The sequence below is a fragment of the Bacillus sp. 22446 genome, assembly GCF_052044955.1.
Taxonomy (GTDB): domain Bacteria; phylum Bacillota; class Bacilli; order Bacillales; family Bacillaceae; genus Bacillus; species Bacillus altitudinis.
This window is the reverse complement of the sequence record NZ_JBQEOD010000005.1, coordinates 33452-59078: the sequence shown is the minus strand read 5'-3', so window position 1 is coordinate 59078 and position 25627 is coordinate 33452. Positions and strand designations below refer to the sequence as shown.

Here is a 25627-nt window from a genome sequence, read left to right as displayed (position 1 = left end):
AGTGAATCGGTATCACATCAAGCAATCTGCATAAAGAAAAGCCTGCCCCTTTTTAAAGAGGCAGGCTATTTCTTTTCCGTCTTCACATTCACCTTTGGAATCAGAATGATCATGACAATGATGCCAAAGGCGATCAAGATGCCAAAAATGATTGGCAGAAGCGCCGATCTCTGCTTTTCATGATCATCGCCAGAAGGAGTTGATACAGCCGAATCGCTGAAAGAGATATTCATCTCTTTCATCATACGAGCTGGCGTTTTAGGCGGATTGTCTTTCAGATCACTAAAAAGTTGCGGCGAAAGTTGACCACCAGAGGTCTTAGGCGGGTCAGCAAAGTGAATGTCCGTTTTGACTTTAGATGTTGTTTTGCTTTGTTCGTATTTCGTTTGATCCCTCAATATACTCGAATTAATATTGAGGTTCTTTTCTTGATATTCATTCGGCTTGACATTCGTATCCGTATCTTCACCTGTAGCAGCAAAAGCAGCAGGACTGAGGAGAAAAAGGGATATGACACCAAGTGCCATCCCTTTGACGAATAGATTAAGCCTCATGAGTGACATCACGTTCCTCTGTTTTGTCTTTCCATAGCTTCTTCACTAGTGGAATGACCATGAACAATATCGTTAAAATCAGTAGCCCTGTGATGCCCATACCGAAGTTGTCTCCATTTCCATATTGGATGGACAGATACACGTCTGTCACTGGATTTGTAAAATGGAAGTTTGGCATGACCAAATCAATTAACGGTGCAACAAAGAAGAAAATAAGCGCCGTTGCTGCCATCCATCCGGCAATTGAACCGAAAAGGAAAGCTGTGCGAATAAAGGCAGAGCATGCCACTAGCAGCAAAATCGTAAAGATCGACCATTGAATGGCTTGGTCATCAGCTAGTTTGTAAATGTTGAGTCCAAACAGACTGATCATGAGCCCGACTAGCAGATTTAAAATACCAAACAGTGCACCTTTGACCAGCATTGGCGCTGACGCATAGTACGAGCTAAAAAAGCCAATCAACAAACTGCTGATCATCACAATAACCAAAATGACTACTGGCGGTACAGTCTGCGTTTTTTCTTCTGGCACATCGCCGCTAATTTTCAGCGGATTGGCTAAATGGTTATACACATAGTTGCTGTTGCCTTGATCGTCTAAAGTGTTGCCTAAAATACCCTTTAAATCTTGTTGAACAAGCTTCGTAGAATTGACATTCTTACTCCAGTTTTCGTTCAACGTATCTGCTTTTTCTTGAACGGTTGTGACACTTTCTTCAATATTATTCGTATAATCCGCCACCCCTTTTTGGCGGTCAGTTAACGAACTCATATTTTCAGAAAGACGAAGCACTTCCTGACCAATTGAATCCTGTGCACTCACAACAATCGAACTGCCCGCAAGGTCTGCCGTATACACAGCATCTCCTTGATCAGCCATTTGTTCAGCTACTGTGTCCGCACTTTCAGAAATGGCATTTAACTCCTGTTCCATGCTTGCCTGCTGAGTCGAAATGTACTCTGCGTAGCCATCTGAGAATTTTTGCATCTCATCAATAAAGGTAGACACATCATCATTTGACGTCAGCATTTGATTTTTGAGTGTATCCCAGTTTTCCGTTTCTTCTTTTTTGATGGAAAGAATGGACTGGATTTCATCTCCTTTTGTGTCTAGTAGAGATGAGTTGTTTGTTGGTTGATATAGATTCCCAAGCATCATCTCTAGCTGAGACAGTTGATTGGAGTATTCCATTAATTTTTTAGTATTTGTTGATTTTGTTTCAAACTTTTTCTCAAAAAGATTATCTTTAAAAACTTTAACAATCGGTGAATTTCTGCTCTCTAACTCTTTTACTTTGCTCAAAATAGTTGATTCCTGATTTTTGATTTCATTTGGAATCACATTATATCGATCTTGCAACAATAGGATCGTCTTTTCAAGCTTTCCTACTTTTTCAGAAAGTCTCTCAAGCTCTTTACTCATTTGACTCACTTTGCCTTTTAATTCTTCATTATGAGCAGCAGCTTTCTCTTGAATCTTCTTTTTTACTTCTTCTAAACGAGTCGAGAGTGCTTTAAGGTCATCCTTCGATGAATTCGTGCTGCCGGTATCTGGCTGAGCAGGATTTTCATCGTTGTCACCATCTTTATCACCTTCAATAGAAGGCGGTGTCTCTTGATTTGCTAATTGATCCGCGAGATCGTTCATTTCTGTTGAAATTTGAGAGAGCTCATTTGTTTCTTCATCGAGGTTAATTCCAATCTCTTCTGGGTTTTCATTATCTTGATCTGATGGCCCGTCGTTACTGGAATCATCTGGCGATTCAGTTTCAGCCAATAGCTGTTCTCTTTTTACGTTTAGCTTCGTCAGCAAAGCTGTTATTTTATTTTTATAGTCCTCTAAGTATTGACCTTCATAATCCTTCAACAGTTCTTCTTGAGACGTCTTCACAAGGTCCTTTAATCCCGTCGATTGCTTAGGAATAGCTTCTTCCCTCGACTTTTGAACAGATTGAATCGCACTGTCCGTTGTTTTGAGCTGACTTTGGACCCCATTGATATCGGTTTTGAGTCCACCCATTTGATCGCTAAAGCTGCGGGCATTTTGGTTTTGAATCTCCGCAAGCTGTTTGAGTCCTTGCTGGATTTGTTTTTTACTTGTCGATTGCGCTTTGATCAAGAGATCCTTTTGTTTGTCTTGATACTGCTGATATTGATCGACTACTTTTACGAAATCCTTCAGCTGGCTTTTCGCTTCTTCTGTTGTACTTAAACCGTCTTTATACTGTTTTTGTGAATCGGCCATCGCATTTTTTAGTTCTTCTATTTGTTTCTTCTGCTGCTGGACGGCATCAGATAGTTTGTTTGAATTTGGCTTATAGAAGTTGTACATCGTGTTTTGGAATTCGACCTCTTTGCCAACAATATGCTCAAACTCTTCTCTGACATTGCCGATTTCCTGTGATACAAAACTCCAATATAAAGTCGACATTTGTTCATTCATTTTCTTTTGAGCATTTTCTAGCTCTCTTTGTACTTTTTCTTTATTCACTGCATTGAGCTGATCTTGGATTGAGAATTGGATAGATGCCTTCTCAGGATGATCCTTATCATAGCTCAGCACATTTTTAGAGAAGTCAGATGGAATATAGAGAACTGCATCGTACTTTCTATTTTTCAGGCCATTTTCTGCCGCACTTCGATTGACGACTGTCCATGTGTAATCTGGACGTTCTGATAATGCCGCCACCACATCCTGTCCGAAACGAGCGGTATTCTCACTTTCGCTCGCCCCCATATCCTCATTGACCACGGCAATGTTACGTGTGGCATTCTTTTTCTGTTTTGCCGGATCATCCCCAATGAGATGGAAAAATAGAACCGGCAAGACGAGAATCAGTATCATGGTCGACACGATTTTGATGGAGCTTTTTTGCTGCTCTGTCATTGAACACTCTTCCTTTCTACCGCACATAAAGGAACCTGGATTTTCTTCTCTTTCCCGTTTTCAACCAAATATCCGAATCCTGGCTGAATCTCTGGTTCTTGTCTTGCATACGGAAGCGGTATGATGTTTTGCTCTGATTTTTTCATCAGTAACATGGCATGACGAACCTGTTTGATTTCGTTTGTGAGTGCATCATAGCCTTTACTGAATTCGGTATGATTTCCTGACGCGATCAGGCTGAAGCCTAAGTGTGCATATGACTTCATGAAATCAGCCAATTGATCTTGAAGACGCGGGTCGATTGTCTGCTGAAAACGCGTAATGCCATCAATCACAAGCACAATTTGAGAGAACGACAACTGATCAGTCTCTCCTCGGCGCACAGCTTCGACGTACATCTCTTCACGCACCTTGAATAAACGATCTATTTCCTCTGCCCATTCTGTGATATCATCCTTTGTTTCAAGGTAATCAATGTTCTCTTCTTTTGCATAATGAGAGAGCCCCCGATCAATCGAATCAAAGACGGCCAGCTTCTCAGGTTTTGCTACTAATAGCTGATCAAGCATTAGTTTGGTCACATTTGTTTTCCCTCGCTGCGTTTGACCGATGATGAGGCAGTGTTTATTCTTCTTCAAGTCAAAGTAAACAGGTGCAACAGATTCCTCATCTAGTCCGACTGGAATCTCATACGGCTGTTTTTGTCCTTCTAAGCGACTCTCTAGCTCCCAAATGGTCAGCTTATCAGGAAGCATTGGTACAGGTTTTGGTTTTTCAGCTGATTCAAAGCGAGCATCTAGAAGCTGGATCTCTTGTTTTAAATGCTCAAACAATTCGAGATCGTTCTCTCCTTCAACTGGCAGGAACATTTGTGCAAAGTAAAGCTCTTCTTTGTTGATAATGACTCGTCCTGGAACTGGCTCTAAGCTGAATTTCGGTCTGCCAATAATGGAGTATGCCTCTCCTTGATCCATTAAGTAATGGACAATCTTTGTTTTCAAGTTGTTCATAAGAGATTGACGGACTGCGTTGACACGAGTCGCTGTGATTAAGAAATAAATGCCTAACGATTGTCCATCACGGCTTAACTGAATAAATTCAGATTCGAGCTCATGCATTTCGTCTTTCACAATGTCAAAGTTGTCAATCACGATAAATATGAATGGAAGCTTTTTCTCATTCAACGCATTGTACATTTTGATATGACTCATTTCCTGCTGTCTAAATAAACGCTTGCGATATTCAACCTCTTCACGAAGACGCTTCATCGACTTTTGAATCTTTCTCATTTGATCCATTAAGAAATAATCAGCCGTATGCGGAAGTTTGGCAAGCGGTAGCAAGGTGCCGTTACCGAAGTCATAAATATATGCATGCCATTCTTCAGGTGAATATCTTTCTGCGAAGCTCATGAGCAGTGTTGTTGCAGCAAGTGATTTGCCGTAGCCGGATGAACCGAAGATGCCAATATTTCCATCCTCCATCATTTGATAAGAAAGTGGATGCTGGCTTTGCTGATCTGGCTCATCGACAAGAGCGAAATGGAAGACGTGCTCTTCACTTGATGCATAACGTGTTTTTGGAATACGCTCTTCAAGCGGTGGAAGCCATGGACTCGGAAGCTTTTCAATTCCAAGCTCCTGCTGCATACGTTCAATTTCATCCACAACAGCGGAAATTTCCGTCACTGTCTCTTTTTTCACAGCTGGCTCTGTACTTACCCCTGATAATGGGATCAGTCCAGTGTCCGTTACAATGGCGATGTCATCTTCTGATCCGTAGCCATCTTCCATATACGGTGCACCACTCCAAGCCGATTGGAATAATTCATAGATTTCATTGTTCCCCACTTGTAAATATCCACGACCTGTCACGGTAATCGACGCTGCATCACTATTTTTCAAAATTTCCTTACTGTCTGATGCATCTTGTACCTTTAATGCGACTTTAAAGCGGGAGTTACTCCAAATTTGATCATCAATGACCCCGCCGGGCTTTTGTGTCGCCAAAATGAGATGGACACCGAGACTCCGTCCAATCCGCGCGGCACTGACAAGCTCTCTAATAAAATCTGGCTCTTCACTTTTTAATTCAGCAAACTCATCAGAGATTAAGAACAAATGAGGCATCGCCTGTTCCGCCTTTTTCTCTTTATAGAGTTTCGTATAGTCATTGATATGATTCACATGATACTGATCAAACAAGCGCTGTCTTTTCTTCAGTTCACTTTTAATAGAGGCAAGCGCTCTTTCACTAAAGTTTTTACTGCCTTCAATGTTTGTGATCGTACCAAGTAAGTGCGGAATATTTCGGAACGGCTGCGCCATTCCGCCCCCTTTGTAATCAATGAGCAGGAACGCCACTTCATGCGGGTGAAAGTGTACAGCCAAGGATAAAATATACGTCTGTAAAAACTCACTTTTTCCTGATCCCGTTGTTCCTGCTAATAGACCATGTGGGCCATGTGCTTTTTCATGCAGATTCAGATCGACAATATCGTTTTTTCCTTTATAACCGATAGGCACAGATAATGACTTTGCTGTTTCAGATGTCAGCCATTTTTCGCGAATGCCAATGTCATCTACCTGTTTGGCATGAAACAGATCAAGGAAGGAGACCGTTTCTGGAATTGAGTTGGTCATCCCGACTTGATGATCTAATGTTCTTAAGGTTCTGGCAAACAGCTCATTGTCCGCTCGCTCATGTGCATCCAGCTGAAATGGAATTCGTACGGCCTTCTTATGCTGAATGAGAATATCTCCTTCTTCTTCGTTAATGTAACGAACAAGCGTTGAAATATTTTCAGCCAAGCTTTCCTTTGTTTCTGCCGCAAAGATAATTGAGATGCCTAAATCCGTCCGGCTGCCTTCTAGGTATTCTAAAATCACGTGTTCCGCAATGAGTTCATGGTTTGTCACGATAAACACAAAGTGAGGCGTAAAGATTTTTTTCTCTTTTTCCTCTTCCAGATCACGCTCTCGTAAAATTTCATAAATAGAAGACAAAAGCTGATCACGTGTTTGTTCGTTGTATATAAACCCTTTCCCGTATGTATGAGGAAGTTGGAAGTGCGGCAGCCATTTCATCCATTCCCAGTTCTCATACTCCTGTTCATTAAAGATAAAAACAAATCTCAAATCATGATAGCTGTGCGAGAAAGCAAGCTGACCGACAAGCTGGTGAAGCTCATTTTTGACAATTGCCGGTTTTCCTATTAATCCGGTTGGACCGTCCGCAAGACCGAACGTAATCGGTACATCTTTTACCTCGCGATAGACGTTTTGCATATGCTGTGTTTGTTCCATTAAGTCATCGATGTCACGATTGGCCATATCGCCGCCGCTCGTCGATAATTCATAACTTGAAGGAACTGCACCTGTCCCTAGACGCAACTGTAAAAAATCATCACTGACAAGCGTCTTTTCCCAAATACGCCCGCTGATTTCTGACGTCAAATATTTCATTTGTTCAAAAGACGGATAATGATACGTTAAAATAAATTGTTGACGGTCATACAACTCTTGCAGCTCTTTCCGCTTATTTTCTAAGTAAAGAGAGTAAACGCGTTGCCGCTTCTCTTCTCGTCTTTTGCGCTGTGATTTCTCTTTAAAATATTGAACGGACGAAGTAATTAACGTCATAATAAACATCGCCATCGACACGACAATAAAGATACCTCGCGGCTGTACAAGGGCCACGATCCCCATGACAATCAGCATGACAAGCGGCGGAAGAACCACGAGCCAAAGTCCTCTGCCGTTATTTTCACTCTCCTGTGAAGGAAAGCTGAAAGACACCCGGTCATCTGGCAGATCGTAAATCAAACGTGGTGTTCGTCTATATAAAGGATATTTTTGTTTCGTTTCGGTACTCGGCGGCCTTGTTTTTTCTAAACGTGTTTGAAATGGTTCAAATGCTGTTACTTGCAATAAATCATCATCTTTCAATGACAGCGTCAAAAAGTTCCAAAACAGCTCATCTCCAGCAAGAAGCTGCTGTGGACCGTGCAGCTGTTTCCCGTTCACATAGATCGTTTCATCTTGGGGAATCACATACCAAGTGCCTTCTATTTTTTCCAACGTGAAGGATTTGGCATCTTGAAACATTGAATGGGCTTCTTCTTTCCACACATCCGCTTCATCTATTTCTTCACTTGAAATAGTCACTTCGACTCTATTTCCTAGGTAATAAATGATTTGATCATGATGTGAATCCATCAACATGAGTGTGAGTGAACCAACCTGATATGGTTCATGTGGAAGTAAGTGACCTTTCTTTTTTTCGCCCTGATAAAGAGAAAAACCGCCATTCGTTTCATCTGGAGATAAACGAATCAATCCTTCATCAAACGAAAGGGAAGGAATCGTTACTGTATGCTCTATTTCAGGTCCAATCACAGCTTCCCGGTTGAACTGCTCATCTAAACGGACGGTTTGATAATCTTCCTCATAAAAAACCCATAGAAGACTCAAACGCTCCACCTCCTCATCGGACAGCACCAACTGTCAGTTGTATCGAAAGAATTATTTTTTCTCATCTTTTTTCGTCTGAGAGGTTTTCTTTTTTGCATCAGATTCTTTCTCTTTTTTCTCCTGATCGGCTTTTGACTGCTCTTTTTGTTCAGCTGTTTCATCTGTTTGGCTTGCATCTGAGGAGTCATTGGTGCTCGTCTCCGTTGTTTCTTTTTCTTCATATTTTGCCATTTCCTTAATGATTGGATCTAGCTGTTTTTGTTTTTCTTCAGCAGATAGGCTGTCGTCATTTTGAATTTCATTGCGGTAGGCGACGAGTGCTGTGAATATGTATCGGTCGTCCCCGAGCACCCTTGCAATATCCAGAGCTTCCTTGCTATTGCCTTGTCCAATATGAATCCAGAACAGGAAGTATTGCGGGTCTGTCTGCAATGTGTACGTATCCGTGATTTCTTTTTTGTGCTGGTCAAGCAATAGATTCCCTTGATTCGTTTGCACATACGAAATGGCCAGTTCATATTGAAGAGAGACTGGCATTTGATCGGCTTTGTATTTTTCGAGCGTATCCACCACTTGGCTGTACTGTTTGTTGAGATAATACTTGTTCGCTTCCACATACGCTTCTTGTTTCGGCATGGCGAAAAAGAACGTGTAAATGGTATACACCAATGCAGGAATCAAAAGAACAAGGAGACCAAGTCCAATGTATCGTTCGATCTTCCATTTCTTTTTTGGAATGGTTAAGAGCGTCTTTTCTTTTGCTTCGATGGCTTCTATTTTTTGTTGAATCAAAGCAGACAATTCTTCCAGTGACTGTGTATCACTTATTTCCTTTGCCAGCTCAGATAATTTCAACGTATCATGATAAGCCAAATATTCTTGAAACTGATATTCATGGTCCACCACTCGAAGAATGACGGCTTTGACCTCTTTTAACAGACGATGTTGGTCGGTTTCATATGGCGGGATGCTTTCTTTAACCCCGTAATGCAAAAATGCAGGCGCTAAGCCTTGATGAAAAACAATGTTTTCAGGAGAAACAATAGGATGCAGCCGCTTCACGTCGTGTTTGCACACTGCATCGACAAGCTGGTATGAAAAAATCCATTTGCTTTTTTCATCCTTTGCATGGATGAAACGAAATTCCTGATAGGCAGGAGGCGGTTGAATCGAAATGATGACCTCACCTTCGGTTAATTGGATCTCTTTTTTAAATGAAGGATTGATGTCTTTAATCGGTGCCGCTTCTAAACCGTCTAAGAGTTTAATTGTCTCTCTTTGAAAAATGAAGGTGTAAGTGCCTTCCTCTTTTTTCATGACTGCTTCTAATTGTTCTTCTAAATAGGAACTCTTTTTATCTGCCATTTACAAAAGTCCTTTCATAGTATTTCCAGCCTGTCTCCTGTGGTGATTCCACAGTCTGACAGCTTATATTCGCCTGAAAACACAGCTTTCTTATTGACTACACGCACCCATCCGCCATCTCGTTTAGGGAGTGAGATTTGTTTTGCCTGCCAGGCGATATGGATGACTTGTTTAATATGTAAATAATTTGATAGTCTCAAATCAAACACACTGCCATCATAGTTTTTTAAGTCGATGGTAATATCGATATACACAAATTTCCACCTCACAAAATAGAAAGAGCGCCGGCATCAACTGACAGACTCGGCGCTTTTTCTGCTTTTCACACTTAGAAAGGAAATCCCTTTGATTAGCCGCGGATTTGGCTAGCGATGTCTTGGTCAGTGCTTTCAAGTGTATTTGCAGTTTGATCAAGCTGATTGCTGACATCTGTTAATAGATCAGACATTTTGATGAATGAAGGTTTAAGCTGTTCGTATTGATCAGCGAATGCTTCACTAGAAGCACCTTCCCACATTCCTTTTAGGTCAGAGATCATTCTATTTAGACGATCAACTTGGTTTAACACTTCTTGACTTTCAACACCATATTGCTTAGCGGTCGCTCTTAGTTCTTCTGGGGTTACGCGAATAATTCCTGACATATTCCTCATTACCTCCCGTGCATAGCCGCCATATAATGGGCTAATCCACTTATTTTTTGACGTTATTATTATAAAAACAGAAATGATACACAGTCAAACAAATCTGTTTTTATTTTACAAAATGAGTCTATGGAATTACTGTTTTTTCGCTCTTTATCTAGTATTTAACAATTTTTTGGTCATATATTCTTAATAAAAGGGCGTGCACTTCGATGAATCTTTCCGCCTATTGATTTTTCACTACATTATTATTGTACTATTTCTTTTTGTGATCAACGCATGACCAATGTGCTCATTTCTCAAGCTTTTTGTTTTTTTAATGATTATGGCATTTTTTTGTTGATTTACGTACCTGATTCTCTTCATAATGTAAGTACGTGAAATATTCGAAAAAGCAGGGGTTTTTTATGACAAAAAAGACAGATCCATTTAAGTATAGCCTTGATCGTTTAGAGGATGTGGCAGACCAAATTAGTGATGTGCTCAATTGCCCTATTACTATAGAAGATACTCATCATCGATTATTAGCCTATAGCACACATAATGATTTCACTGATCCCGCCAGAACTTCAACCATTATCTCCCGCCGTGTACCGGAAAAAGTCATTAATCGGCTTTGGAAAGACGGTATCATTCCTACACTCCTTAAAACAGATGAACCGCTTCGCGTACCTCAAATTGCAGAAGTCGGTCTATCCAGCAGGGTTGCCATTTCCATATGGAAAGACAAAGAGGTGCTCGGCTTTATCTGGGCAATTGAATCCACGCAGCCTTTTTCAGATGAAGAAATGGACCTTCTCAAGATGGCAGCACATGCCGTGAAAAACAAATTACTCAATTTACAAATTCGAAAAACGAAAACAGAAGAACGCAATCAGGAGCTATTTTGGAAGATGCTCACAGGACATATTCATGAAAAGGATGAGATGCTTGATCTCTTCTTGAGGCTTGGGATGAGGTGTCCAGACACGTATGCCATTATTATTTTTCGCCTTCGTGATGAACTCACTGAAGATACGGAAAAGAAGCTCTCCTATCTGCTTGAAACAACGCAGCAAGTGCAGGTGCTGTTAACGACTGTTGATTTTAACGAATTCATTATTCTTGTCTCGCCAAAAACAGAACATCCGCTTCAAGATATTAAACAATTCACAAGCGGCATGCTAAAGCAGTTGTCTGATCGGTATCAGCTCCATGACGTTCAGGCGGCCATTGGTGGTATTTACGATCACATTACTCATATTCAGCCATCCTATAAAGAAGCACTGGCCGTCTTAAAAACAAAAGAACGCTTTCCTGTGGAAACAGAACAATTAAACAGCTTTTCTGAACTGGGTATTTATCAATACTTAGATGTGCTTGCTGAAAAACGAAAGGGATCGTCTTATTCCAGTTACTCTTTATCAAAGCTTGAGGATTACGACCTCAGGCATCATTCCAACCTCGTCGAAACCCTTGAACGATTTATTGATTGTGACAGCAACGCCAATATCGCCGCAAAGCAGTTAAATATTCATATCAACACACTGAATTACAGACTGAAGCGGATTACGGACATTGCAGAAATTGATTTAAAAAACATGAATGAGAAAATGACTATTTATCTTGATATGAAGCTAAAAAACGTCCCTTTGTGAAATTTCACAAAGAGGCGTTTTTTAATTTTTTCATTCAACCGAAGAATTTTCTAAACTTTCAGGATACACTAGACATACAATATCAATAGATAAGCATAGGAGGAATTGATATGATCATCGGCATTCCGAAAGAGATTAAGAACAATGAAAACCGGGTCGCATTAACACCAGGAGCAGCATCTCAATTGCTTTCAGCTGGACACCAGATTTTAATCGAAACGAACGCTGGTTTTGGAAGCGGTTTCACTGATGACGATTATGTATCTGTTGGTGCAGAGATTCTTGATCAAGCGAAAGATGTGTGGGCATCTTCTGATATGATTATGAAGGTAAAAGAACCATTACCTGAAGAATATGCTTATTTCAGAGAAGGTCTGATCTTATTTACGTACTTGCACCTTGCAGCAGAGCCCTCCTTGGCTGAAGCATTAAAACAAAAAGGTGTAACAGCCATTGCTTATGAAACGGTAACGGACGGAAAATCACTCCCTCTATTAACGCCAATGTCTGAAGTAGCAGGTAGAATGGCTGCTCAGATTGGTGCTCAATTTTTAGAAAAGCCAAAAGGCGGAAAAGGCATTTTGCTCGCCGGCGTGCCAGGAGTATCGAGAGGGAAAGTCACCATTATTGGCGGCGGTGTCGTTGGAACAAATGCAGCGAAAATGGCGATCGGACTTGGCGCAGATGTCACCCTTATTGATGTAAATGCGGAACGATTACGTCAGCTGGACGATCAGTTTGGTCATCAAATGAAAACGTTAATGTCTAATCCTGTTAACATTGCAGATTCAGTGAGCGAGGCAGACCTGCTCATTTGTGCGGTTCTCATCCCAGGTGCTAAAGCTCCAACCCTTGTCACAGAAGAAATGGTGAAACAAATGAAGCCTGGTTCTGTCATTGTCGATGTAGCCATTGACCAAGGCGGGATTGTGGAAACAATCGATCATATTACAACACATGATCAGCCTACTTATGAAAAGCACGGCATTTTACATTATGCTGTTGCCAATATGCCAGGAGCGGTTCCGAGAACATCGACAGTTGCTTTAACAAACGTCACGGTCCCATACGCACTGCAGATTGCAAATAAAGGCGCTGCAAAAGCGATCAAAGAAAACAAGGCGATTGCTGAAGGCGTCAATGTGATGAACGGACATATCACCTATGAAGCTGTTGCTCGTGATCTCGGCTATGATTATGTGCCTGTTAGTAAAGCCCTTGAAACCTCTTCCATGACCGAAGCTTAATATCTAGCCCGCCCTTTTCAGGGGCGGGTTTTATTGTTAACCTAAAATAAAAATGAGTTGACAAAAGAACCTCTTCCCCTTAATCTATTTGTACAGATAAGACAGGGGGAAATATCATGCAAAAGAAGACAAGAACAGCTGACTTTGTGCTCGTCGGGATGTTTGCTGCACTCATGGCTATCGGAGCCAATATCACATCCATTGTGCCATTTTTACAGGTTGGCGGAATCCCACTTACGATGCAGCCGTTTTTTTGTGTGCTTGCTGGTCTTTTGCTGGGCAGACGACTTGGCGCATTGGCCATGATTGTCTATGCTCTTGTTGGGATTGCTGGTGCACCTGTATTCGCACAGTTCTCGGCGGGTCTCGGCGTTATTTTAGGAAAAAGCGGTGGCTTTGTGTTATCATACATTCCTGCTGCATGGCTTGCCGGATTCATTCTTGAAAAAAGACAAAACCCTGGTTTTGGCCGCTTTTTATTTGCAGCCATTGCAGGAACGACCGTGATATATGTGATCGGGACAACTTATACGTACATCGCATTAAATGTATGGCTGAACGCACCAATCTCTTATCAAACCACATGGTTCTTCATGATGTGGTTTATGGTAAAAGACTACGCGCTGACCATCCTCCTTGCGATGCTGGCACCTAAAATTTATCGATCAGTTTCAAAAGCCACATCCTTTCGAAAAGAACAAACAGCTTCCTAATATCAGAAAAGGTTCCTTTACTCTATGAGTAAGGAACCTTTTTTCATTTATAGTATAATTGCCGCAAGCCAGCCGAACAAGACGAGCGGGATATTATAAAAGGCGAATGTTGGGACACATGTACCCCAAATGTGGTGATGCTGTCCATCCATATTCAGTCCAGATGTTGGTCCGAGTGTACTGTCGCTTGCAGGTGAACCTGCATCTCCTACCGCCGCAGCTGAACCAATAATCGCAATAGTCGCCATCGGGCTGAATCCTAAGTGTAAACAAAGCGGGACAAAGATCGTCGTAATAATCGGAATCGTTGCAAATGATGAGCCAATGCCCATTGTCACTAGCAGACCCACCAGTAGCATTAAAATAGCCGCTAAGCTTTGGCTGTTTCCGATAAATTGAGAAGACGCCTTGACGAGAGATTCAATATCTCCTGTTTTCGTTAAAACATTGGCAAATCCAGCTGCAACAAGCATGACAAATCCGATAAATGCCATCATGTTCATGCCAGATGTAATCAGCGCATCTGCTTCATCACGTTTCATCATTCCAGTTACAAACAAGACAAGCAAGCCTGCAAGCGCACCGAAGATCATCCCTTCGACTCCAAGGCTTTGAGAGAGATATAACTGAACAATAAGTGATACAAGGATCGCAAGTCCAGCAAAGAATAAGCTCTTTTTTGTATATGCTGATTTTTCTACATCCGTAATGTCACGATTTTCATATGTTTTTGGCTTACGATAGACAAAGAGTGAAACGATCAAGCCAAGAACCATGCCGCCTACAGGAATCAGCATCGCATACGGAATGTCTGCTAAATTCACTGTTAAACCTGCATCTTTCATGTTGTCACGAAGCATTCCATGAAAAATCTGTCCAAAACCGACCGGAAGTAAAATATATGGTGCAGTAAGTCCGAAAGTCATCACACATGCTAGCAGTCTGCGGTCAATTTGAAGCTCGTTAAACACCTTTAATAATGGCGGGATTAAGACCGGAATAAAGGCAATATGAACAGGAACAACGTTTTGAGAAAAACAAGATACGATCAAAATGACCAGAATAATGAGCACTTTTGATAATGTTTTTCTTCTTGAATCGCCTTCTTTTCCAAGAAGCTTTACTGCTCCTTCGACCATAGCATCAGGAAGACCCGTTTTCGTCAGTGCGGCTGCAAATGCACCTAATAGTGCGTAACTAATCGCCACTGTCGCATTTCCGCCAAGACCGTCAGTGAACGCTTGAACTGTTCCCCCTAGACCTAATCCACCTGCAAGTCCGCCCGCTAAAGCGCCAAGTGCCAGCGCAATCACGACATTGACCCGCAGCAAGCTTAATATCAACATTAAAACAACCGCTAAAACAACTGCATTCATGGTGAAACCTCCGAAATCCTTTAGTTTACTAATGTAGTAGATAATTAAAGTACCAACGTATGTTACCATAGAAAATTTACTTCGTCAAATGGCGTATGTCCTACATAAAAAGCTCTGCCAGTTGGCAGAGCTTCCGTTGTTATTTCTTCGGTTCAAATCGTTCCACAAATGTCGCTAATGATCTGACCATCACACCTGTTGCTCCTGTTGGACCAAAGCATGAAGGCTTTTCTGTCGTGGCTGTTCCTGCAATATCTAAGTGAACCCAAGGGGTGTCTTCAGCGAATTCCCCAATGAATGCACCTGCCATGATCGCATGACCATCACGACCTGGTGAGTTATTCAGATCAGCCATTTTGCTGTTTCTTACTCGTTTTTTATCTTTTTCGGTGATTGGCAGCTGCCAAATCATTTCCCCGCATTCTTCTGATGCCTCTTTAAACTGGGCATACAGTTCATCGTTATTGGTCATCACGCCTGTTGTTTCATTCCCAAGTGCCACAATGACACCGCCTGTTAATGTCGCAACATCCACAAGCACAGAGGCGCCATGCTGCTTCGCATAGGTCACACCATCTGCTAAAACAAGACGACCTTCTGCATCCGTGTTAAGCACTTCGATTGTTTTGCCGCTTAGTGAGACAATGACGTCATCTGGCTTCATCGCATCTGCTGAGACCATATTATCTGTTGAGGCGATGACCGCAATGACATTCTGCTCTGGACGAAGTTCACCGATGATTTCCATTGCGCCTAAAACAGAGGCTGAACCGCCCATATCTGTTTTCATCCCCACCATACTTGCTCTTGGCTTTAAGGAATACCCACCTGTATCATACGTAATCCCTTTACCGACAAGGCCGATGACGTCTGTCCATTCTTCCTTGCCTTGATATTTCAATACAATCAGCTTTGGTGGTTCTGTTGAGCCTCTATTAACGGCTAGAATACCGCCCATTCCGAGCTCTTCCATTTGTTCTTTATCTAAAATTTCAATCTCGAATTCATATTTATAAGCAAGCTCAGCCGCATAGGAAGCAAGATCAGAGGACGTGAGCATGTTCGGCGGCATATTCACAAGTGTACGAGCCGAATTGACCGATTGTCCGTAGACTTCGCCCACTTTCAGACTTGCCTGAATTTCAGCTGCATCATGATCCGTCGTTGCATAAACAAATTCGATAAAGCGATCCGGTTCATTCGTTTTATGTTTAAAATCTTGTAATTCATATGTAGCTAAAAGGCAGCTTTCAGAAAGGGCATGGGCTGCATCTTGAACAGGCAGATCCTTTCCTGTGAATGTATCAAGCAAAACCGAAACTGCTTGCTTTTTATCTTGATGAAGCTTTTTAAATAAATGCGCAAACACTTCCTTTGCCTCTTCAAACGTGTAATCTGACTCCTTCCCAAGCCCGACAAAATAAATACGTTTAATGCCGGTTTCAGGGGATGGGAAAAATTTCGAAAGCTGATTTCGTTTAGATGAAATATCGCCTTCTTTTAATAATTCAGTGATTCTTCCTCCATGTAACTCATCCATTTCTTTTGCTTTTCCTGATAATTGGCTCTTTTGAAAAAGTCCGATGGCCAGTGTATCTTTATGTTGCAACTCATTTGTCGAGAAAAACATATTTATCACACGCTCCTTCAATGAACTCCATATTTCACATTGGAACTTCTATTATATCAAAATTTATGTGCTGATACGATCATTGCCAGCCTGTCTTCTCTTGAAGAACATTTATATTTTGGCACGCGGAAGGGCATCATGAAAAAGCGGCAGCGATCAATAGCAGCCTGTCCATGGTCTCCTCGTTCCACATCTACTTTCTTTAATGTTATAATGAACATGGACTTGGCAACAGTTCTTACTGCCATCATTTTTTTATCTTACTAGGGTAAATACTTTATCATTTTGCACGTTATTTTTTCTTAAAGAGAGGATGTTTCTTGTTCATGAGCGTACTGACGAATTTTCCGCTGCTTGCCAGCCTTGCAGCCATCTTTTTTGCACAATTTGTAAAAGTACCGATTCAATTTATCATTTCTAGACGACTAGATTGGTCGCTCATTACAAGCACAGGCGGAATGCCAAGTTCACACTCCGCAGCAGTAACAGCACTCTCAACAGCAGTTGCTTTAGAGCACGGGCTAGGAACATCTATTTTTGCCATTTCCGCCATCTTTGCCATTATTACAATGTTTGATGCGACTGGTGTTCGCAGACAGGCAGGAGAACAGGCAACTGTCCTAAACAAACTGGTCACAGATTTTAACCGGTTTGTTGCCGAGGCAAAGAACTTCCCAAATGCGGAAGAAAAAGAGAAGCAAAAGAAATTGAAAGAGCTTCTTGGGCATAAGCCAATCGAAGTCTTCTTCGGCGGCTTAACAGGAATCTTGCTCACTCTCATCTTAGATTATTACTTCATGTAGAAGCGAAAAAGCTTTGGACCTTTTGAGATCCAAAGCTTTTTTATTCTTTATTGGCTTGAAACTGCTGCCGGAACACTTGCATCGATTCCGCTTCATTCAACTGATTTAAGTCTTTTTCTGTCAGCGTTCCTTCACCCTTTTTAATCACATAAACGTCCAGCACTTTTTTACCCCATTCTCTATACACATCATCAACCGTTTCATAATATAAATCAAGCTTATGACCTTTAATCGCTTTCCCAGTATCTGCGACTACACCATAGCCATAATTGGGGATAAACAGGACAGTTCCTATCGGAAAGACAGATGGGTCCGCTGCCACGGTTGAATATAAATCACGTTTTACTTTGACGCCTGAATATGTAATGCCATATGCATGATGTTCTTTCGTCTTACCTGTTGATTCTACACCTGCTGTATAACCTGTGGCGACAACCTTTTGCTTCGGATAATCGTTCCAATTAAATGCTTCTTCGAGAGAAACAGCTCGCAAATCGTCACTTTTCACCGCCATCGTCTGCCTTTTTGGATGCTTTAAAAAAGAAGATACGTGCTTACCGGCATCGGTCTCTTTCACCCATGCAGCTAAATCACTTGGCTCTACGCCAGATATGCCCGTAAAGCTTGTCATCAAGGCAAGCATAAAAAGGGCTGTCATGAACAATCGTTTCATCCATGTTTTCATCTCTATTTGTCACTCCTCTACCCATCTATTTGTTTCCAAACAAAATGGAAACTATGCAAAGGAGAAACAAAAAAACCCACTTGCGTGTAGACAAGTGAGTTAAAACATTTGATAGCCTCTTTTACGAAGGGCATTGATGACAAAACCTGAGGCAATGGCACCAATTAGACCACTTAATAAAATGATGATATCTGCTGCAGCAAGAGAAACGATGCGGTCTCCTATCCCGGAAAAAGCAATACCTGGTTCTCTTACATAAGCGATCATCTTTTGATTATTGATAATGAAAAGGCATACAATTGGATATAAAATTGCCATAATCCATGACATTCTCAGCAGCATATTCAGCAAAAAGCCAATGCCGAAGAATAACACGAAAAATAAAATAACTGAAATGATAACGACTGGTAAACTGATCACTTCATCTCCACCCCCAAATATCCCATCATTAGTTTAACTTGGAAATAGAGATGAAGTCAATCAATGGAAAAAGCCGTAAGATTAATGCTTCTTTCCTGTCCCTTTACATTCCTCACATGTTTCTGATCCGCCGAGCAATAACTGAAAATATCCTTTTCCTGAACAATACTGACAAGTTGACTTTTTTTCTTTCGTTTGTGCATTCATATTGCTCACTCCTTAATCTAAATTTTCTGATAATTCATCATAACATATTTTTCTGTCCAGTACCAAGTGAGAAAATATTCCGTAAAACATAAAAAAAACGTGTACCACAAGGATACACGTTTTTGTCTATATCGGTTTAGAAGAACTTGAATTTTCCTTTTTTCAGAACAAGTCCTGGTCCCCCAACCATGAATAATGAACGGTTGTCGATGATTTTTTTCATTGCAGAAGCTTTTGTTCCTTGAAGTTTTTTACCAAACGCAACACCTACAGCGTCGTGTTCACCAAGAGAAGCAACTGTTCCTTTGATGTCTGGCTTAAAGCTTTCAAGCGTGCCACCTTTTACTAGTGCTGCAAGGTTTTTCGCTACTGTTTCACCTTGCTGCATCGCAATTTGTGCAGTAGGTGGGTATGGACGATTAATTTCTTCATTGATGATTAATGAGCAGTCACCGATGATGAATACATCTTCATTTTCTGGTACACGAAGATCTGGAGACACTTTTACGCGGCCGCGCATGTTTTCAAATCCAGCTTCTTCAACGATTGGGTTACCACGTACACCAGCAGCCCAAACAACTGTTTCTGCTTTGATTTCTTCTGTATCATCGTCTTTTCCAACAATGATGCCTTCAGGCGTACATTCTTTGATCGCTGTACCGATTTTGAACTCAACACCTTTACCTTGAAGGTAGTTCATCGCATAGTCGATCAATTCAGGATCAAATCCTGGAAGAGCTGTTGGTGCAGCTTCTACACAGATAATACGCACGTCTTTTTGATCAATATCATACTCTTTGCAAAGCTCAGGTACACGGTTTCCAAGCTCACCAAGGAACTCAATACCTGTGAAGCCTGCACCGCCGACAACGATTGTCAGACGCTCTGGACGCTTTTCAGCTTCCGTATTATATGTCGCAAATTGAAGTTCAATGTGCTCACGAAGCTGACGAGCAGAGTTGATGTTAGAGATTGAGAATGCATATTCTTTCAGTCCTGCAATACCAAATGTTTCAGGAACAGCACCAAGCGCAACAACAAGGTAGTCATAAGAAAGTTCGCCATCTGATGTCACAACTTTCTTCTCTTCCTTATTAATGCTTTCAACTGTTGCTTGTACAAAGTTGACACGGGAACTGTTAATCACATCTTTGATTTGATAACGACAACGGTCATGATGAAGAGTACCTGCACTTGCTTCATGTAACCATGTTGTTTCGTAATGATAATTATGCTTGTTCACAAGAGTAATGTCCGCATCATTTGTGCCAAGCTGTTTTGTTAATCTTGTTACAGTCATTAATCCGCCATAACCTGCACCTAATACAACGATTTTCGGTTTATTCACTGGAATCACATCCACCTTTTTTAAATTTGCTGTAAAACGGATAAAGAATTACATATCGTTATTCTCAACCGCTTTGCGGCATTTTATGAAATTTAAACAAAAAAATAAGTATGTGAAAATCTGAACTTTCACCTACAAAAAACGAAAGCATTTGACCGTATCCGACAAAAATTCATAAAAAATTAATATTTAGTTCCCTTAACAATAATAGCGAGTTCTGCTCCTTTTTTCAAGGCTTTAAACTGAAAATCCTTAGGATAAACGGTCTTTCTCTCTTTTTTCCCCTTTTCACAGCATCGGCATCAAAAAACGACAAGTTTTTCAAAACAAGTCAAACGACGATATGTGGTATGATATGATATAGTGATAACAATTTTCATTTGGGAGGATTAAGGAATGCAAGAAGATTCTAAGGTATATGACATTACCGTTATCGGGGGCGGCCCAGTCGGATTGTTTACTGCGTTTTACGGAGGCATGAGACAGGCAAGTGTGAAAATCATTGAAAGCCTTCCTCAGCTCGGCGGTCAACTATCCGCTCTTTACCCTGAAAAATACATTTATGATGTGGCTGGTTTCCCAAAAATCCGCGCACAAGAATTAGTTGATAATTTAAAGGAACAAATGGATAAATTTGATCAAACCATTTGCTTAGAGCAAGCTGTGGAAACGGTTGAAAAACAAGCAGACGGTATCTTCAAACTCGTTACGAATCAAGAGGTTCATTATTCAAAAACGATCATCATTACAGCTGGTAACGGTGCATTCCAACCGAGAAAGCTTGAGCTAGATACAGCAGAATCATTTGAAGGAAGCAACCTGCATTACTTCATCAATGACTTGAACCAATTCGCTGGCAGACGTGTTGCTGTTCTTGGCGGCGGAGACTCTGCGGTTGACTGGGCACTGATGCTTGAGCCAATCGCAAAAGAAGTATCGATTATTCACCGTCGTGATAAATTCCGTGCACATGAGCACAGTGTAGAAAACTTGCACAACTCGAAAGTCAATGTGCTGACACCATTTGTGCCAACTGAGCTCATTGGGGAAGACCGCATTGAACAAATTGTGCTTGAAGAAGTGAAAGGCGATAAAAAACAAGTACTAGATGTGGACGACGTGATCGTCAACTTCGGTTTTGTTTCCTCCCTTGGACCAATCAAACAATGGGGCCTTGAAATCGAAAAGAACTCTATCGTGGTCAAATCCACGATGGAAACAAACATCGAAGGCTTCTATGCGGCAGGAGACATCTGTACGTATGAAGGAAAAGTCAAATTAATCGCAAGCGGATTTGGTGAAGCACCAACTGCTGTGAACAACGCGAAAGCTTACATGGACCCGAAAGCTCGTGTACAGCCTCTTCATTCCACAAGCTTATTTGAAAATAAATAAGAACGGATCAAAAAAAGGAGTTCCATCTGCGGAACTCCTTTTTTGTTTATTTAAAAATCCCAATATAGGCATTCGCCATTCCAAGTACCATTGCAGCAAGTAACACCACAACAATTCCTGCCACAACCAAAATCACCCGATCCTTCACACGTTCCTTTTTCGGAAGCGGCTTGTCTATCCCGCAAGACGGACATGTTTTTGAACGATACGGAATCAGTTCATGACAGTTCCTGCAATTGATTTGTTCACTCAAACCTCAGCAACCTCTTTTCTGATGACAGTATATGTTTGGTTCTCATGATACTCTTTTCGAGTGGAAATAGCCAGTTGTGAGGACAAGCTGTAACAAAATTGAGCGATTTTGAAATCTAAAAATTCATTTCCTTTAAATTTATTTTAAAAGCTAAGTAAGATGGGATCCAATAAGGTTCTAGGAAATAATACTAGAAATATCTTTTTCATATTCTAAAATAGGTTTATAAACCAATTTACTATAAATTTTTTCTATGTTGCGTTCGTTATTTAAATCTTTATTGGGTACCTTAAAGATACTCTCCAACAGTGCTTTTTTTTCTTGAACATTCAAATCATCAGGTCTATGTATATAAGTACTCTCTTTAAAATTATATTTTATTTCATTAAAGGCTTTTGAAAACTTTTTTATCTTCTTTTTATCTATATGATCCAATTGAAATTTATCCAACAAATTTCTGACAAACCAATCTAAATGATATAAAAATTCTGTATCCTCCATTTGAGAAAAATAAAATAACCAACCATACCTGAATTCTTTATTTTTATCACCGTTTACCTTACTGCTAATAGAGCCTGTTATCTTATTATTAATTGTAAAGATAAATTGTTCAGGTGACATTCTCTTAGAATGTTTATATTTCGCGAATATTTTAACTATTGAATTCTCAAATCGTTTACTATTTGATTCTTTAACAGTTAATTTTGGTGTACCATTAGACGAATTTTTTAAAGCATAGCCTAAAAAATTAAAACCGTTCTCTTTAATATCACCTTTTTCTTCTTTATCAATATTTAATTGAAGGTTGTAAATCCCTTCCAATTCATACTTAATTTCTTTATAAACTTTTTTAAAGTTTTCCTCTGTGCACATAATTATAATGTCATCAACATATCTAATATATTTTAGGTCTTCTCTTTCTTGAAAATCTAAATCTAAATTATGCAAATATAAGTTTGCCAAAATATTTGATATTGACAATCCTTGGGGTACCCCCTGGGTGATTATCTCCTGAGTTTTTCCACCATCACCTAAATATGTCGGTGTTGTTATTGCTTCTTTAATTAAAGATAAGATTTCTTCTTTCTTAATCTTTTTCTTTAATTTATCAATCAGTATTCCATGTCTTATATTTCCGTAAAAATCAGAAATATCCAATTTAATAAATTTATTGAATTTATCCTTGCAATTTTTTATATCTTGAATACATTCTTGTGGTAATGGCTGTTTTATTTCACTAAATGTATTAGATAAAACCAAGTGTAGCGATTTCAAAACAAGTTTGTCTCTAAGAGTTGGTATTGAAATAAGCCTCGGGTATGAATTTCTAGATTTTAATATTAGTTTTTCTTTATAAGCAGTAAATCTATATGTACCCAGAGTGACTTTCCTATTTATAATTTCAAATATTTGTTTTTGATTTTCCACAAAATTATTATAAGTCATCTTATCTATACCTAGTGCACTATCATGTTTAATATAAAGTTTAAATACCTCTTCTAGCTTATAAATAGAATAATATTTTTTAAATTCACTACTCGCTGACAATTAATTTTCTCCTTATAAATTCATGATTAAATAAATTATTGAAAGAACAAATGGAATAATTAATAACAATAATATAAAAGTATAATATACAAACTTGTTAAAATAATAATATGCAATCGGCCCAAAAGTAATATTTGACTGATGTTTTAAACGCACTTTAATATAGTCAACATCTTTATGATTATCTATCTTATTCAAAATATTATTATATTGAATCTCATATTCTTTAAGTCTTTTAATAAGTTCATAAATTCCGATTGAATCAGAAATTCTCAGTAAATTGTTTAGTTCAAATTCCAGTTCATTTAAATTTGAATAAGAGTCTTTGAACTGAAGCGCTTTTTCCCTAAAGCCGGCTGAACTCACGAAGATAGATACTCCAAAAAGCCCTACTGAAGCAATGACTGTTAATAAAGACATTACCTTATCTTGTGAAACTAGAGTCCAAATGGAAAAAGCCAAAACAACAAAGGTATAGTAATTAACTAAGAGTTGTGCAAAAAGATTATTTCGGTTCAATCTTGCTTCAGCTTCCATTCTTGCTTTTTTTGTAATCCATATTCTATTGTCTTTTAAAGATTCAATGTCCTCTTTAATATTCTCTATCATAATTTTTATTTCTCCAAATTTATTTAGACACAGAGCTTTAAAAAGTTGAATAGTTAATATTCTTTTAAAGAATCAATGTTCCAAAGAAATTAGCTTACCTTTAAAACTTCAAGGTCCAGAAGAAAGTCTCTGTGTCTATTTATAGATTCGCACAATTTTCATCATTAGTCAATAACTGTAAAAATAAATATAGTAATATTGTATGAAAAAAAGTGTGTTTTTCCATGTGTTATTTCAAATATACATTATTAATAACAAACAACCTCCTCTAATTGAGAAGGTTGTTTGTTATTAATGTTATGAATTTAACACTCTTCCGGCGTACCGGTATTGGTAGCTGTTCTGAACGAAGAACCGCATCCGCATGACGCAATCGCGTTCGGATTGTCAATCGTGAAACCGCCGCCCATTAGTGATTGTTTGAAATCAATGATGGTGCCGTTCATGATATCAAGGCTTTCGGAGTCAACAAGAACCTTTATGCCGTGCTGTTCGAACTGCGTATCTTTCTCTGAGACTTCATGGTCAAAGCCCATCCCGTATGAAAGACCGCTGCAGCCGCCGCCTTTTACGCCCACTCGTAGGAACGCATTTTCTTCTTCATGTTCTTTCATCATATCTTTAATCTGCAATGCAGCAGCTTCTGTAATCGTTACTGGTGTACTCACGATCATCCCTCCTTTTGACTGGATGTTTCTTTTCAATTATAAACGTGATGTTGCCTTTTCTCAAATAAATGGTTTAGAGATAGAATGTGCCGTCACAAATTGTTTCAGCAGGTCCTGTCATCAGCACATGGTCATTGTCTTTCCAGCGAATGATGAGGTCTCCGCCAGCTAGATGAACGGTCATATCCGTTTCTTTTTTCGCCTGTCCATTGACAATCGTTGATACAGCCGCAGCACATGCTCCTGTTCCGCACGCTTGCGTAATCCCTGATCCTCTTTCCCACACGCGGAAATGCAGTTCCGTTTCACTGACTCGTTCAACAAATTCTACATTGACGCCTTCTGGAAACATGTCATGCTTTTCAATGATTGGCCCAAGCGAATCGAGCGGCGCCTGTTCAATGTCTTCTAAATAGAAAACGATATGGGGATTCCCCATTGAAACAGCTGTTCCATTTAAGGTCGTCGTGCCAAAATCAAGCGGTTCATTAATCGTTGTACTGGCCGGTTCACCAAGCATTGGCATCGCTTCTTTTTCAAAACGAGGTTTACCCATATCTACTGTCACTAACTGAACGTGACCATCCTGCACATGAACGGTCGCCTCAACAAGTCCTGACAATGTCTCAATCTTAAACGTTGTGTCTGTTACGATTTGATGCTCATATACATATTTAGCAACGCAACGCAGACCGTTACCGCAGTTTTTCCCCTCTGATCCATCATTGTTGAAAATGCGCATCTTCACAGGCGCAACATCTGATGGGCAAATGAGGATCATTCCGTCTGAACCGATACCTGTATAAACAGAAGAAACACGGATCGCTATCTCTGACAGCTGCTCTTCTGGAAGCTGTTCCTTCATCTGATTGACGTATATATAATTGTTTCCTAGTCCGTGCATTTTCGTGAATTGAAATGATGTCATGAGCGTCCTCCAAAAATGTTGTTTCTTTATAGTATAAAAGGAGTCGATTCAGGAGACAATCTTATCATCCCCCGTTTTTCATACATAGAAGCTCTTTGCTGCCATGGCAAAGGGCTTTTATTATGCATATGTCTCTTTTTCTCTCGTGTGATGCTTCATTTTGATGATATTTTATTAGCATAACATATTGGATGCGCTTTCTATATTTTCCCCTAAAAAACGGAAACTGAATATATGAA

General features: G+C 40.0%; 23 protein-coding genes. 5 read left to right on the top strand and 18 right to left on the bottom strand.

The window, feature by feature from the left end:
* Positions 1 to 65: 65 nt before the first annotated feature.
* The 6 genes from essA to ACTJJD_RS11735 all read right to left on the bottom strand — a co-directional run bounded on the left by essA (position 66) and on the right by ACTJJD_RS11735 (position 9921).
* On the bottom strand, positions 66 to 563 hold the full coding sequence (essA, locus tag ACTJJD_RS11760; RefSeq protein ID WP_440608428.1) for a type VII secretion protein EssA: 498 nt from the start codon (positions 561 to 563) through the stop codon (positions 66 to 68).
* Positions 544 to 3441, bottom strand: a complete 2898-nt coding sequence (gene esaA / locus ACTJJD_RS11755; RefSeq protein WP_440608427.1) for a type VII secretion protein EsaA — start codon at positions 3439 to 3441, stop codon at positions 544 to 546. Before esaA ends, essA begins: the two co-directional genes overlap by 20 nt.
* The gene (essC, locus tag ACTJJD_RS11750; protein ID WP_440608426.1) at positions 3438 to 7913 is read right to left on the bottom strand and encodes a type VII secretion protein EssC; all 4476 of its coding nucleotides are present in this window, start codon (positions 7911 to 7913) and stop codon (positions 3438 to 3440) included. The genes esaA and essC overlap by 4 nt, the downstream gene beginning before the upstream one ends.
* A gap of 51 nt (positions 7914 to 7964) precedes the next feature.
* Positions 7965 to 9278, bottom strand: coding sequence for a type VII secretion protein EssB (gene essB, locus ACTJJD_RS11745; protein WP_008345895.1), 1314 nt, complete (start codon positions 9276 to 9278; stop codon positions 7965 to 7967).
* A gap of 14 nt (positions 9279 to 9292) precedes the next feature.
* Complete coding sequence (locus ACTJJD_RS11740; RefSeq protein ID WP_008345897.1) at positions 9293 to 9532, bottom strand: EsaB/YukD family protein; 240 nt, start codon at positions 9530 to 9532, stop codon at positions 9293 to 9295.
* 95 nt (positions 9533 to 9627) lie between these two features.
* The gene (locus ACTJJD_RS11735) at positions 9628 to 9921 is read right to left on the bottom strand and encodes a WXG100 family type VII secretion target (protein ID WP_003213769.1); all 294 of its coding nucleotides are present in this window, start codon (positions 9919 to 9921) and stop codon (positions 9628 to 9630) included.
* A 407-nt stretch (positions 9922 to 10328) separates the two neighbouring features.
* Here ACTJJD_RS11735 and ACTJJD_RS11730 point away from each other — a divergent pair, with 407 nt between their 5' ends.
* The 3 genes from ACTJJD_RS11730 (at position 10329) to ACTJJD_RS11720 (ending at position 13518) form a co-directional block, all read left to right on the top strand.
* Positions 10329 to 11558, top strand: a complete 1230-nt coding sequence (locus tag ACTJJD_RS11730) for a PucR family transcriptional regulator (RefSeq protein ID WP_008345900.1) — start codon at positions 10329 to 10331, stop codon at positions 11556 to 11558.
* Positions 11559 to 11668: 110 nt separating this feature from the next.
* Positions 11669 to 12805, top strand: coding sequence for an alanine dehydrogenase (ald, locus tag ACTJJD_RS11725; RefSeq protein WP_017358929.1), 1137 nt, complete (start codon positions 11669 to 11671; stop codon positions 12803 to 12805).
* 116 nt (positions 12806 to 12921) lie between these two features.
* The gene (locus ACTJJD_RS11720) at positions 12922 to 13518 is read left to right on the top strand and encodes a biotin transporter BioY (RefSeq protein WP_284565165.1); all 597 of its coding nucleotides are present in this window, start codon (positions 12922 to 12924) and stop codon (positions 13516 to 13518) included.
* Positions 13519 to 13565: 47 nt separating this feature from the next.
* On the opposite strand, the gene ACTJJD_RS11715 is transcribed toward ACTJJD_RS11720, so the two are convergent.
* The 3 genes from ACTJJD_RS11715 to ACTJJD_RS11705 form a co-directional block, all read right to left on the bottom strand.
* A complete protein-coding gene (locus ACTJJD_RS11715) occupies positions 13566 to 14894 on the bottom strand; it encodes a Na+/H+ antiporter family protein (RefSeq protein WP_217816344.1) in 1329 nt (442 codons plus the stop codon).
* Positions 14895 to 15033: 139 nt separating this feature from the next.
* Positions 15034 to 16524 carry a leucyl aminopeptidase gene (locus ACTJJD_RS11710; protein ID WP_008346787.1) on the bottom strand — a complete coding sequence of 497 codons (1491 nt, stop codon included), beginning with the start codon at positions 16522 to 16524 and terminating at the stop codon, positions 15034 to 15036.
* Between the two features lie 56 nt (positions 16525 to 16580).
* Entirely contained in the window at positions 16581 to 16772 is a 192-nt protein-coding gene (locus ACTJJD_RS11705; protein WP_126268982.1) for a hypothetical protein, read from the bottom strand.
* A gap of 78 nt (positions 16773 to 16850) precedes the next feature.
* On the opposite strand from ACTJJD_RS11705, the gene ACTJJD_RS11700 reads away from it, so the two are divergent.
* Positions 16851 to 17327, top strand: a complete 477-nt coding sequence (locus ACTJJD_RS11700; RefSeq protein ID WP_008346791.1) for a divergent PAP2 family protein — start codon at positions 16851 to 16853, stop codon at positions 17325 to 17327.
* Positions 17328 to 17367: 40 nt separating this feature from the next.
* On the opposite strand, the gene ACTJJD_RS11695 is transcribed toward ACTJJD_RS11700, so the two are convergent.
* From ACTJJD_RS11695 to ACTJJD_RS11680, 4 genes are all read right to left on the bottom strand, one after another.
* Entirely contained in the window at positions 17368 to 18012 is a 645-nt protein-coding gene (locus tag ACTJJD_RS11695) for a 3D domain-containing protein (protein WP_007500437.1), read from the bottom strand.
* Positions 18013 to 18111: 99 nt separating this feature from the next.
* The gene (locus tag ACTJJD_RS11690; RefSeq protein WP_003212933.1) at positions 18112 to 18432 is read right to left on the bottom strand and encodes a YuiB family protein; all 321 of its coding nucleotides are present in this window, start codon (positions 18430 to 18432) and stop codon (positions 18112 to 18114) included.
* Positions 18433 to 18513: 81 nt separating this feature from the next.
* The gene (locus ACTJJD_RS11685) at positions 18514 to 18639 is read right to left on the bottom strand and encodes a YuiA family protein (protein ID WP_008346797.1); all 126 of its coding nucleotides are present in this window, start codon (positions 18637 to 18639) and stop codon (positions 18514 to 18516) included.
* A 136-nt stretch (positions 18640 to 18775) separates the two neighbouring features.
* Complete coding sequence (locus ACTJJD_RS11680) at positions 18776 to 19993, bottom strand: NAD(P)/FAD-dependent oxidoreductase (RefSeq protein WP_160758061.1); 1218 nt, start codon at positions 19991 to 19993, stop codon at positions 18776 to 18778.
* 390 nt (positions 19994 to 20383) lie between these two features.
* On the opposite strand from ACTJJD_RS11680, the gene yumC reads away from it, so the two are divergent.
* Positions 20384 to 21382, top strand: coding sequence for a ferredoxin--NADP reductase 2 (yumC, locus tag ACTJJD_RS11675; RefSeq protein ID WP_039181175.1), 999 nt, complete (start codon positions 20384 to 20386; stop codon positions 21380 to 21382).
* 46 nt (positions 21383 to 21428) lie between these two features.
* Here the strand turns inward: yumC and ACTJJD_RS11670 are convergent, their stop codons facing one another.
* The 5 genes from ACTJJD_RS11670 to dapF form a co-directional block, all read right to left on the bottom strand.
* Positions 21429 to 21635 (bottom strand): hypothetical protein, encoded by a 207-nt coding sequence (locus ACTJJD_RS11670; RefSeq protein WP_008346803.1) that lies wholly within the window; start codon positions 21633 to 21635, stop codon positions 21429 to 21431.
* A 177-nt stretch (positions 21636 to 21812) separates the two neighbouring features.
* A complete protein-coding gene (locus tag ACTJJD_RS11665; protein WP_255389743.1) occupies positions 21813 to 23183 on the bottom strand; it encodes a reverse transcriptase domain-containing protein in 1371 nt (456 codons plus the stop codon).
* A gap of 12 nt (positions 23184 to 23195) precedes the next feature.
* Complete coding sequence (locus ACTJJD_RS11660; protein WP_284565166.1) at positions 23196 to 23792, bottom strand: SLATT domain-containing protein; 597 nt, start codon at positions 23790 to 23792, stop codon at positions 23196 to 23198.
* A gap of 305 nt (positions 23793 to 24097) precedes the next feature.
* Positions 24098 to 24460, bottom strand: a complete 363-nt coding sequence (gene erpA / locus ACTJJD_RS11655; protein WP_008357254.1) for an iron-sulfur cluster insertion protein ErpA — start codon at positions 24458 to 24460, stop codon at positions 24098 to 24100.
* Positions 24461 to 24533: 73 nt separating this feature from the next.
* On the bottom strand, positions 24534 to 25388 hold the full coding sequence (gene dapF / locus ACTJJD_RS11650) for a diaminopimelate epimerase (protein ID WP_058213652.1): 855 nt from the start codon (positions 25386 to 25388) through the stop codon (positions 24534 to 24536).
* Positions 25389 to 25627 lie beyond the last annotated feature (239 nt).

Bases quoted from the DNA above. Each gene is read 5' to 3' on its own strand.
- ald (WP_017358929.1), top strand. From the start codon at position 11,669: ATGATCATCGGCATTCCGAAAGAGATTAAGAACAATGAAAACCGGGTC.
- ACTJJD_RS11710 (WP_008346787.1), bottom strand. From the start codon at position 16,524: ATGTTTTTCTCGACAAATGAGTTGCAACATAAAGATACACTGGCCATC.
- ACTJJD_RS11730 (WP_008345900.1), top strand. From the start codon at position 10,329: ATGACAAAAAAGACAGATCCATTTAAGTATAGCCTTGATCGTTTAGAG.
- ACTJJD_RS11660 (WP_284565166.1), bottom strand. From the start codon at position 23,792: ATGATAGAGAATATTAAAGAGGACATTGAATCTTTAAAAGACAATAGA.
- ACTJJD_RS11720 (WP_284565165.1), top strand. From the start codon at position 12,922: ATGCAAAAGAAGACAAGAACAGCTGACTTTGTGCTCGTCGGGATGTTT.
- essA (WP_440608428.1), bottom strand. From the start codon at position 563: ATGTCACTCATGAGGCTTAATCTATTCGTCAAAGGGATGGCACTTGGT.
- ACTJJD_RS11735 (WP_003213769.1), bottom strand. From the start codon at position 9,921: ATGTCAGGAATTATTCGCGTAACCCCAGAAGAACTAAGAGCGACCGCT.
- ACTJJD_RS11695 (WP_007500437.1), bottom strand. From the start codon at position 18,012: ATGAAAACATGGATGAAACGATTGTTCATGACAGCCCTTTTTATGCTT.
- ACTJJD_RS11715 (WP_217816344.1), bottom strand. From the start codon at position 14,894: ATGAATGCAGTTGTTTTAGCGGTTGTTTTAATGTTGATATTAAGCTTG.
- ACTJJD_RS11685 (WP_008346797.1), bottom strand. From the start codon at position 18,639: ATGAATGCACAAACGAAAGAAAAAAAGTCAACTTGTCAGTATTGTTCA.
- yumC (WP_039181175.1), top strand. From the start codon at position 20,384: ATGCAAGAAGATTCTAAGGTATATGACATTACCGTTATCGGGGGCGGC.
- dapF (WP_058213652.1), bottom strand. From the start codon at position 25,388: ATGACATCATTTCAATTCACGAAAATGCACGGACTAGGAAACAATTAT.
- ACTJJD_RS11700 (WP_008346791.1), top strand. From the start codon at position 16,851: ATGAGCGTACTGACGAATTTTCCGCTGCTTGCCAGCCTTGCAGCCATC.
- essB (WP_008345895.1), bottom strand. From the start codon at position 9,278: ATGGCAGATAAAAAGAGTTCCTATTTAGAAGAACAATTAGAAGCAGTC.
- ACTJJD_RS11705 (WP_126268982.1), bottom strand. From the start codon at position 16,772: ATGGCAGTAAGAACTGTTGCCAAGTCCATGTTCATTATAACATTAAAG.
- esaA (WP_440608427.1), bottom strand. From the start codon at position 3,441: ATGACAGAGCAGCAAAAAAGCTCCATCAAAATCGTGTCGACCATGATA.